Origin of the sequence: Pseudomonas sp. 10-1B (assembly GCF_000935045.1) — a bacterium.
Taxonomy (GTDB): Bacteria; Pseudomonadota; Gammaproteobacteria; order Pseudomonadales; family Pseudomonadaceae; genus Aquipseudomonas.
Map to the genome: position 1 here is coordinate 60,285 of NZ_JYKS01000022.1, position 10,116 is coordinate 70,400.

General features: G+C 64.7%; 10 protein-coding genes. 4 read left to right on the top strand and 6 right to left on the bottom strand.

The annotated features are described in order from the left end of the window. Positions 1-65: 65 nt before the first annotated feature. On the bottom strand, positions 66-1,262 hold the full coding sequence (locus TZ03_RS13355) for a class I SAM-dependent rRNA methyltransferase (protein ID WP_051098239.1): 1,197 nt from the start codon (positions 1,260-1,262) through the stop codon (positions 66-68). 420 nt (positions 1,263-1,682) lie between these two features. On the opposite strand from TZ03_RS13355, the gene TZ03_RS13360 reads away from it, so the two are divergent. Next, positions 1,683-2,501 (top strand): HDOD domain-containing protein, encoded by an 819-nt coding sequence (locus tag TZ03_RS13360; protein WP_177328462.1) that lies wholly within the window; start codon positions 1,683-1,685, stop codon positions 2,499-2,501. Between the two features lie 3 nt (positions 2,502-2,504). Next, positions 2,505-3,317, top strand: coding sequence for a bifunctional DNA-formamidopyrimidine glycosylase/DNA-(apurinic or apyrimidinic site) lyase (gene mutM, locus TZ03_RS13365; RefSeq protein WP_051098241.1), 813 nt, complete (start codon positions 2,505-2,507; stop codon positions 3,315-3,317). Between the two features lie 341 nt (positions 3,318-3,658). Here the strand turns inward: mutM and TZ03_RS13370 are convergent, their stop codons facing one another. The 5 genes from TZ03_RS13370 to TZ03_RS13390 form a co-directional block, all read right to left on the bottom strand. Beyond that, a complete protein-coding gene (locus TZ03_RS13370) occupies positions 3,659-3,910 on the bottom strand; it encodes a YfhL family 4Fe-4S dicluster ferredoxin (RefSeq protein WP_009683359.1) in 252 nt (83 codons plus the stop codon). A 107-nt stretch (positions 3,911-4,017) separates the two neighbouring features. Next, a complete protein-coding gene (coaD, locus tag TZ03_RS13375) occupies positions 4,018-4,497 on the bottom strand; it encodes a pantetheine-phosphate adenylyltransferase (protein ID WP_051098242.1) in 480 nt (159 codons plus the stop codon). 112 nt (positions 4,498-4,609) lie between these two features. Next, entirely contained in the window at positions 4,610-6,208 is a 1,599-nt protein-coding gene (locus TZ03_RS13380; protein WP_051098243.1) for a GMC family oxidoreductase, read from the bottom strand. A 22-nt stretch (positions 6,209-6,230) separates the two neighbouring features. After that, a complete protein-coding gene (locus TZ03_RS13385) occupies positions 6,231-6,716 on the bottom strand; it encodes a hypothetical protein (protein ID WP_051098244.1) in 486 nt (161 codons plus the stop codon). 12 nt (positions 6,717-6,728) lie between these two features. Then, the gene (locus tag TZ03_RS13390; RefSeq protein ID WP_051098247.1) at positions 6,729-8,159 is read right to left on the bottom strand and encodes a coniferyl aldehyde dehydrogenase; all 1,431 of its coding nucleotides are present in this window, start codon (positions 8,157-8,159) and stop codon (positions 6,729-6,731) included. Positions 8,160-8,310: 151 nt separating this feature from the next. Here TZ03_RS13390 and TZ03_RS13395 point away from each other — a divergent pair, with 151 nt between their 5' ends. Continuing rightward, a complete protein-coding gene (locus TZ03_RS13395) occupies positions 8,311-8,976 on the top strand; it encodes a TetR/AcrR family transcriptional regulator (RefSeq protein WP_051098249.1) in 666 nt (221 codons plus the stop codon). A 35-nt stretch (positions 8,977-9,011) separates the two neighbouring features. After that, positions 9,012-9,869, top strand: coding sequence for a sulfurtransferase (locus TZ03_RS13400; protein WP_051098251.1), 858 nt, complete (start codon positions 9,012-9,014; stop codon positions 9,867-9,869). Positions 9,870-10,116: the final 247 nt, after the last annotated feature.

Consider the following 10,116-nt stretch of genomic DNA (forward strand, 5'->3'; position numbering starts at 1 on the left):
ATGTGGACAGTTGGCGGGGGGATTGCAGCAGGAAAGGGCCGCCAGGCGGCCCTTTGTAGCAGATATCAGCTGTTTGGCAGCAGGCGGCAGGTGATGCTCTTGATGTAGCGGGTTTCGGCGATGGCCGGGTGTACCGGATGGTCCGGGCCCTGGCCGCCGCGCTCGAGCAGTTGCAGGTTGCGGTCCAGGTGACGGGCGCTGGTCAGCAGGATGTTGTGCAGGTCGTCCTCGGGCAGGTGCATCGAGCACGATGCGCTGACCAGGATGCCGTCCTTGCTCAGCATGCGCATGGCCTGCTCGTTCAGGCGGCGGTAGGCCGCTTCGCCGTTTTTCAGGTCTTTCTTGCGCTTGATGAAGGCGGGCGGGTCGGCAATGATCACATCGAAGCGCTCTTCGGCGGCCTTGAGCTCGCGCAGGGCCTCGAACACGTCGCCTTCGATGCAGGTCAGCTTCTCGCTGATGCCGTTCAGCGCGGCGTTACGCTCCACGCCATCCAGGGCGAAGCCCGAGGCATCGACGCAGAACACTTCGCTGGCGCCGAACGCGCCGGCCTGCACGCCCCAGCCACCGATGTAGCTGAACAGGTCGAGCACGCGTTTGCCTTTCACGTAGGGGGCCAGGCGTGCACGGTTCATGCGGTGGTCGTAGAACCAGCCGGTTTTCTGGCCTTCGCGCACCGGGGCTTCGAACTTGACGCCGTTCTCTTCCAGCGGTACCCAGTCCGGCACTTCGCCGTAGACGGTCTCGACGTAGCGCTGCAGGCCTTCGGCGTCACGGGCGGCGGAGTCGTTCTTGAACAGGATGCCGCTGGGCTTCAGCACCTGCACCAGGGCGGCGATCACGTCGTCCTTGTGCGCTTCCATGGTGGCCGAGGCCAGTTGTACCACGAGGATGTCGAAGAAACGGTCGACCACCAGGCCTGGCAGCAGGTCGGAGTCGCCGTAGACCAGGCGGTAGCACGGCTGCTCGAACAGGCGCTCGCGCAGCGACAGGGCGACGTTCAGGCGGTGCACCAGCAGCGACTTGTCCAGCGGCAGCTTGATGTCGCGCGACAGCAGGCGGGCGCAGATCAGGTTGTTCGGGCTCAGTGCGACGATGCCCAGCGGCTTGCCGTTGGCCGCTTCGAGAATGGCCTGCTGGCCGGCCTGAAAGCCTTGCAGTGGGGTCGCGCTGACATCGACTTCGTTGCTGTAGACCCACAGGTGGCCGGCGCGCAAGCGGCGGTCGGCATTGGCTTTGAGGCGAAGGCTGGGCAGGGACATGACGTCGCTCCGGGAAAAAGAGCGGGATTATAGCGTGTCTGCCCTGTTTTCGCCTTTAGAGGTGTGGTGCCTGGGAGATCGAGCGCCGCCCGCGCGGCGCATCGCCGGCAAGCCAGCTCCCACATCTGTTTCGGGCCAGTATCGCCTGTGCCATCGCGCGCGACCGCCTTGTTTGTTCGGCGCGATATCGAGGTGGACGCCAAGGGGCCGCGCGCGCATGCCTCAGGAGAAATTGGTCCGAAACAGATGTGGGAGCTGGCTTGCCGGCGATGCGCCGCGCGGGCGGCGCTCGATCTCCTGGGCACTACACCTGTCAAGGCGAGCCTCAGAGGGTTAAAATCGCCAGTCCTAAACGAGTGTGCACGTATGTCTCAAGAACTCAGCGCCGAACAGATCCAGCAAGCCTTGCAAGGCATCACCATTCCGCCGCAACCGCAGATCATGGTCGACCTGCAGTTCGAGCAGTACATGCCCGACCCAGACCTGGAAACCATCGCCAAGCTGATTTCCCAGGACCCGGGCCTCTCCGGCGCCTTGCTCAAGCTGGTCAACTCCCCGCATTTCGGCCTTTCCAACAAGATCGGCTCAATCCAGCGCGCGGTGAACCTGCTGGGCAGCCGTTCGATCATCAACCTGATCAACGCCCAGTCGATCAAGGGCGAGATGAGCGACGAGACCATCGTCACCCTCAACCGCTTCTGGGATACCGCCCAGGATGTGGCGATGACCTGCCTGACCCTGGCCAAGCGCACTGGCGTCCAGGCAGCGGACGAGGCCTACACCCTGGGCCTGTTCCATGACTGTGGCGTGCCGCTGATGCTCAAGCGCTTCCCCAGCTACATGGAGGTGCTGGAAGAGGCCTACGCCAAGGCCAACGAGGAAACCCGCGTGGTCGACAGCGAAAACCGCGCGTTCAACACCAACCATTCGGTGGTGGGCTATTTCACCGCCAAGTCCTGGCGCTTGCCCGAGCACCTCAGTGCGGCCATCGCCAACCACCACAACGCACTGGCGGTGTTCCGCGACGAAAGCTCACGCAATACCCAGAGCCAGTTGAAGAACCTGCTGGCGGTGCTGAAGATGGCCGAGCATATCTGTGCGTCCTACCGGGTGCTGGGCAACCAGACCGTGGACCACGAATGGAACGTGGTCGGCCCGCTGGTGCTCGATTACATTGGTTTGTCGGAATACGATTTCGAAAACCTCAAGCAAAACATTCGCGAGCTGGGCGGGCACTGACACATGCCGGAATTGCCAGAAGTAGAAACCACCCGGCGCGGTATCGCACCGCATCTGGAAGGCCAGCGGGTCAGCCGTGTGGTGGTGCGTGACCGGCGCTTGCGCTGGCCGATCCCAGAAGACCTGGATGTGCGCCTGTCGGGGCAGCGTATCGTCAGCGTCGAGCGGCGCGCCAAGTACCTGCTGATCAATGCCGAGGTCGGTACGCTGATCAGCCACCTGGGCATGTCGGGCAACCTGCGGCTGGTCGAGCTGGGGTTGCCGGCGGCCAAGCATGAGCACGTCGATATCGAGCTGGAGTCGGGGCTGATGCTGCGTTACACCGACCCACGCCGCTTTGGCGCCATGCTCTGGAGCCTGGACCCGTTCAACCATGAATTGCTGCTGCGCCTGGGGCCTGAGCCATTGACCGACCTGTTCGATGGCGAGCGGCTGTTTCAACTGTCGCGCGGGCGCTCGATGGCGGTCAAGCCGTTCATCATGGATAACGCGGTGGTGGTGGGGGTGGGCAACATCTACGCCACCGAGGCGCTGTTTGCCGCGGGCATTGACCCACGCCGGGCAGCTGGCGGGATTTCACGGGCGCGGTATCTGAAGCTGGCGGTCGAGATCAAGCGGGTGCTGGCGGCGGCGATCGAGCAGGGCGGCACCACCTTGCGCGACTTCATTGGCGGCGACGGCCAGCCGGGGTACTTCCAGCAGGAATTGTTCGTGTACGGGCGCGGTGGGCAGCCGTGCAAGGTGTGCGGCACGGAGCTGCGCGAGGTGAAGCTGGGGCAGAGGGCGAGCGTGTTCTGCCCGCGCTGCCAGCGCTGAAGCTTAGGGCCCTATCGCCGGCAAGCCAGCTCCCACAGGTACTGCGCAAAGCTTGAGATCTGCGCGGCACCTGTGGGAGCTGGCTTGCCGGCGATGGGCTGCACAGCAGCCCCAATGTGCCTGACTGGCATTAGCCACACAGCCCGCTTTTGTGGGAGCGGCCTTGTGTCGCGAAAGGGGCGCGCAGCGGCCCCAGAATCCCAGCCATCCCGCAAGGTTGCCGGGACTGCTGCGCAGCCCTTTCGCGACACAAGGCCGCTCCCACCTCGACCGCATCAGCCTCAAGCCCTGTGCAGTACCTGTGTGAAGCTGGCTTGCCGGCGATGAGGGCTGACCTGATATCAGGCCTTGCCAGTAATGCGGCGGTACTTGGCCATCAACTGCTCTTCAGTCTCCGGGTGCGCTTCATCCAGCGGGATGCAGTCGACCGGGCAGACCTGCTGGCACTGCGGCTCGTCGTAATGGCCCACGCACTGGGTGCACAGGTTAGGGTCGATCACGTAGATCTCTTCGCCTTGGGAGATGGCCTCGTTCGGGCACTCGGGTTCGCAGACGTCGCAGTTGATGCAATCGTCGGTGATGATCAGGGACATGGGGACTCCGGCCGGGGCTCAGCGCCCGGGCATGTTCAACGCAGTGGGCACAATTGTGCCGCATTCGCGCCCGCAGTGCACGCGGGCGCGACAATCAGGCGTCAGGCTTACTTCCTGAAGCGTTCGGTCAGTGCGTCGGCCACCACCGGGTGGACGAACTTGCTGATATCACCGCCCAACGCGGCAATTTCCCGGACCAAGGTCGAGGAAATGAACGAATAACGCTCCGAAGGCGTCAGGAACAGGCTCTCGACATCGGGGGCCAGTTGCCGGTTCATGTTCGCCAGCTGGAACTCGTACTCGAAGTCGGACACCGCACGCAGGCCGCGCAGGAAGACGTTGGCGCCCTTTTCCTTGGCGAAATGCGCCAACAGGGAGGAGAAGCCGATGACTTCGACATTGGGCAGGTGCTTGGTGACCTCACGGGCGAGCTCCACCCGTTGTTCCAGCGGGAACAGCGGGTTTTTCTTGGGGCTGGCCGCCACCGCGATGATCACGTGGTCGAATAGCCGCGAGGCGCGCTCGACCAGGTCGCCATGGCCTTTGGTAATGGGGTCGAAAGTACCCGGGTACAACACTCGGTTCATCGCGTCATCCTGGCTGGAGTGCGTTGGGGAGTCGGATGGTAGCGCAGCGACGGCGCCCCGGCCAAGTCATGCGGCCGGCTGATGGCACTATAGACAGGGGGCGTATTCCTTGTCATGCCCTGTGTGCCAGGCGGGCGACCAGCGCCTCGGTGAGCTTGGCGCTGATGGCATACACCGACAGTTGCGGGTTGGCGCCGATGCTGGTGGGGAACAGCGAACCGTCGTGGATCGACAGGTTTTCCAGCTGGTGATGGCGGCCCAGGCTGTCGCACACCGCCTGACGCGGGTCTTCGCCAAAGGCGCAGCCACCCATCACGTGGGCGCTGCCCAGGCGCGTGCGGAAGGGCTCCAGGCGCAAATTGTCGATCATGGCCAGGGCCTGTTCCAGGCTGGATGCGGCGCTGGCATCGCTGTGCACGGGGATTACCCCGGTGGCACCGGCGGCGAACTGGATCTGCGCCATGCTGCGGTAGGCACGCCGCAAGCCGTCGCGCAGGTAGTCGGTGACCGGGTAATCGAGCACCGCTGAGCCGTCGCCGCGCAGCTCCACGGCGCCGCCCTGGCTCTCGGGGTGAAAACCGTCGCGCAGCAGCGCCAGCATCACATGGGTATGCGGAAGCTCCACCATGCGCTGGGCATTTTCGTGGCCGTGCCCGCCCAGCAGGGTGCTGGCCAGGGCCGGGTGCAGCGGTGGTACTTCCAGTTTGTAGCCAACCGGGCCGTCGGCGCCGTCCTGCCACTGGAAGTGGTCGCTGTAGATCGACTGCGGGGCGCCGTAGTAGGGGTCGATACGTTCGTTGAAGCGTGCCGCGCTGAAGTTGACCAGGTGCAGGAAGGTGCGCTTGCCCAGGCGGCCATGCGGGTCGGGCGCGGCAGAGCGCTGCAGCAGCGCGGGGCTGTTGATGCCGCCGCCCGCGAGTATGTAGTGGCGTGCACGTACGCTGACCTGCTTGCCGGTAGGGTTTATGCCTTGGGCATCCAGGGCTTGGCATGTCAGCTGGTCGATGCGTTCGCCGTTGTGCGTGAAGCGTTCGGCCCGGGCCAGGTACAGCAGCTCGCCGCCCTGGTCGAGCGTGGCCGGAATGCGCGTCACCAGCATCGACTGCTTGGCATTCACCGGGCAACCCATGCCGCAGTAGCCCAGGTTCCAGCAGCCGCGCACGTTGCGCGGGATCACCGCCCAGCGATAGCCCAGCTGTTCGCAGCCACGGCGTAGTACATCGTTGTTGGCATTCGGCGGCATGGCCCAGGGGGTGATGCCCAGTTCCTGCTCGATGCGTTCGAACCAGGGGCGCAGTTCATCCTCGCCCAGGCCGCTCACACCATGGGCCGAGGCCCAGTGCGCCAGGGTCTGTGGCGGGGTGCGAAAGCTCGAGGTCCAGTTGACCAGCGTGGTGCCGCCCACGGCGCGGCCCTGGAGGATGGTGATGGCGCCATCCTTGCTCATGCGCCCCAGGCCCTCCTGGTACAGGCTGGCATAGGCTTGGTTTTCCAGCAGGTGGAAATCGCTGCTGGTCTTCAGCGGGCCTTCTTCGATCAGCAGCACCTTGAAACCGGCTGCGCTCAGCATTTGCGCGCTGGTAGCGCCGCCGGCACCGCTGCCGATCACGGCAACGTCGGCTTCCAGGGCAAGGTCGCGCTCCAGACGCGAAGCGTCGTGGGTGATCCAGCCCCGCTCGAGGCCTTGGCGAAATGGGTCGGTGACGGGCATTGGCGATGCTCTTGTTGTTTTTTCAGATTTTCGGTGGCCCCGGGTAGCCGCAGGCGGCCCAGGACTCGGGGCATTCGTACCAGGCCATCTGCAGCAGTTGCAGCAACGAGGCGTGGCCCATGCGCAGCAGGTTCAGCGAGCTGTCTTGCCAACGCTGCAGGAAGGCCGTGACCTGCGTGGGGCTGGCTTGCTCCCAGGCGCCCCAGACACCGGTCAGTGGGCCACGGGTGAGCGGCAGGCTGAGCACATCGAACAGCTGGCGGGTGAGCTTGAGCATCTCTGGTGACAGGGCCGCCAGCTTGTGGTCGAGGCTGCGCAGCACCAGCGTCTCGGCGGCCTGCGTGCCGGCCAGTACCACCGGGATCAGCGCGCGCAGCAGCGGCAGGTCGTTGTCGCGCAGTGCCTGGTAGCCCGTCGCGGCTGTTTGTGGGGTGCAACCGACCAGGCTGGTGCCGGCCAGAAAGACACTGGCACCAAGGCTGAAGCGCAGCAAGTCACGGCGGTGCATGAGCCGGCCCTCTCAGCGGATGAACAGCTTGAAGACCAGGCGCTGCAAGGCTTTGCCATACGGCGGGTAGATCAGCCGGGCGGCGTTGAAGCGTTGCTTGGCCAGCACTGCCTTGGCCTTGCTGAAGGTCAGGAAGCCGTCATGGCCATGGTAATGGCCCATGCCGGAAGGGCCGATACCGCCGAAGGGCAGGTCGTCCTGGGCCACGTGCAGCAGGGTATCGTTCAGGCACACACCACCGGAGTGGGTGTGGCGCAGCACCTGTTCCTGGCCGGCGCGGTCATAACCGAAGTAGTACAGCGCCAATGGGCGCGGGCGCTGGTTGATGTAGGCCAGCGCCTGGTCGAGACCGTCATAAGGCACCAGCGGCAGCAGCGGGCCGAAGATTTCGTCCTGCATCACCTGCATGCTGTCGTTCACCCCCAGCAGCAGGTGCGGCGGCAGGTGCCGGCCCTGGCGGGGCTCGTCAGGGTACAGGTCGAGTACCTGGGCACCTTTGGCCCGGGCATCGTCCAGCAGCTGCTGCAGGCGCTGCAGCTGGCGCGGGTTGATGATGGCGGTGTAGTCGGGGTTGTCGGCGATGCGCGGGTACAGGCGGTGCACGGCGCGCTGGTAGGCGTCGCGGAAGGCCTCCAGCCGCTCGCGTGGCACCAGCACGTAGTCGGGGGCGACGCAGGTCTGGCCGGCGTTGAGGGTCTTGCCGAAGGCGATGCGCTCGGCGGCGCTGTCCAGCGGTACGTCGGCCGAGACAATGGCCGGTGACTTGCCTCCCAGCTCCAGGGTGACCGGGGTCAGGTTGTGTGCCGCAGCCATCATCACCTGACGGCCCACGCTGGTGGCGCCGGTGAACAACAGGTGGTCGAAAGGCAGGCGGGCGAAAGCCTGGCCCACCTCGACCTCGCCCAGCACCACGCTGACCAGGTCGCTGGGAAATATCCGCTCCAGCATTCGCTGCACCGCCAGGCTGGTAGCGGGCGTGGCTTCGCTGAGCTTGAGCATGACCCGGTTGCCAGCGGCCAGGGCACAGGTCAGCGGGCCGATGGCGAGGAACAGTGGGTAGTTCCACGGCACGATGATGCCGACCACGCCCAAGGGTTGATAACGCACCTGCGCGCTGGCCGGCTGGAAGGCCAGGCCGACCTGTCGCCGGCTGGCGCGCATCCAGCGTTGCAGGTGCTTTTCGGCGTGGCGCAGGCCTTGCACCGACGGCAGCAGCTCGGCCAGCAGGGTCTCGTCGGCGCTGCGCCCGGTAAAGTCCTGGTCGATGGCCTCGATCAATTCCGCCTGCTCGGCCAGCAAGGCTTCCCGCAGGCTTTTCAGCCATTGTCGGCGCTGTGCGGCCGGTGGCAGGGGATTACCGGCAAAGGCCTGGCGCTGGGCAGCGAACGTCGCCGCAAGGTCGAGGTCGGATTGCACAGGAGGCAACGCACTGGGCGAGTTCATGGCAGCTTCGAGTCCGGGCAGGAATTTTCTAGAGTCTATACTCTAATTTGTACGATGGTACGATTTTTTTCTGCGTCGTCGAGCGGTGTATTCCATCGGTGATAGGCCGTAAGATGACCCTTTATGAAGGCCCGCAGACTGGGAGCTGAGCATGGCCCCGCGCATGAAGACCCGAGAGCGCATCGTGCAGAACAGCCTGGAGCTGTTCAACCAGCAGGGCGAGCGTAGCGTCAGTACCAACCACATTGCCGCGCACATGGAAATCTCGCCCGGCAACCTGTATTACCACTTCCCCAACAAGCAGGCGATCATCGCCCTGTTGTTCAGCCAGTACGAAGAACTGGTGGACAGCTTCCTGCGCCCGCCGCAAGGCCGCGTGGCAACCGTGGAGGACAAGCGTTTCTACCTCAAGGCCTTGCTGGCGGCGATGTGGAACTACCGCTTCCTGCACCGTGACCTGGAGCACTTGCTGGACAGCGACCCGGAACTGGCCGCCCGCTACCGGCGCTTTTCCGAGCGCTGCCTGCGCCAGGGCCAGGCGATCTACCGCGGCTTCGTCGAGGCAGGCATCCTGGCCATGGCACCGGCGCAGATCGAATCGCTGACCATCAATGCCTGGATCGTACTGACGTCCTGGGTTCGTTTTCTCAGTACCACGCGTGAACATTCCGCGCATCTGGGTGAAGAAGCCTTCAAGCGCGGCGTCTATCAGGTGCTGGTGCTGGAGCTCGGCTTCGTGACCGACAACGCCCGCAGCGCGGTGGACGCGCTATGCCAGGAATTCCATGTACCGTTCAACCAGGCCCTGGAGCAGTAGCCCGGGGCCCTAGTGCCATCGATCAGGAGATTGTCATGCCCCTTGCGCAATTGATCACCCCGCAGCAGTTGGCCGAGCGCCTGGATTCACCCAACAAGTTGGTGATTCTCGATTGTCGCTTTGCCCTCGAGGATGTGGACTATGGCCAACGCAGCTATGCCCAGGGGCATATTGCCGGGGCGCATTTCGCCGACCTGGAGCGCGACCTTAGCGGGCCGGTGAGCAAGGGGCGTACCGGGCGCCATCCACTGCCCGATGCGCGCCGGCTGGTCGAGCGCCTGCGTGAGTGGGGCCTGGACGATGACAGCGAGGTGGTGCTTTACGACGACGGCCCCGGCGCCTTTGCCGCCCGCGCCTGGTGGTTGCTGGTGTGGCTGGGCAAGCGCAGTGGTGTGGCGATTCTCGACGGTGGTTTGAAGGCATGGCATGCGGCGCACCTGCCGCTGAGCCTGGACCCACCGGCCAAACGCGAAGGCACTTTCAGTGGTGAGCCGGACGCCAGGCTGCTGATCGATGCCGAGCACCTTGCCAAGCGCCTGGGTAGTGCTGACCTGACCTTGATCGATGCGCGTGCCTTACCGCGTTTTCGCGGCGAAGTGGAACCGATCGACCCGGTGGCGGGGCATATTCCGGGGGCGCAGAGCGCGGCATTCACCGATAACATGGGGGCTGACGGGCGTTTCCTGCCGGCGGATCAGCTCAAACAGCGCTTTGACGAGAAGCTGGCCGGGCGCGCGCCGGAGCAGTTGGTGTCTTATTGCGGGTCGGGGGTCACGGCTTGCCACAACCTGTTTGCGTTGGCGCTGGCGGGATACCCGCTGGGCAAGCTGTATGCCGGGTCGTGGAGTGAGTGGATCAACAACCCCGCGCATGGTGTCGCCACCGGCGAGTAAGCAGGCCTGGCCTCATCGCCGGCAAGCCAGCTCCCACAGGTTCTCCACTGTCGATCAGGCCTGCGCCATACCTGTGGGAGCTGGCTTGCCGGCGATGAGGCCGGTACTGCCAATGAAAACTGCGGTTTTTATTGGCCCTCCACCAGCCACTGCGGAATCCGCCGTTCCAGGTAATACCCCGGGTTGCGCAGGCTGCCACAGGTTCTCCACTGTCGATCAGGCCTGCGCCATACCTGTGGGAGCTGGC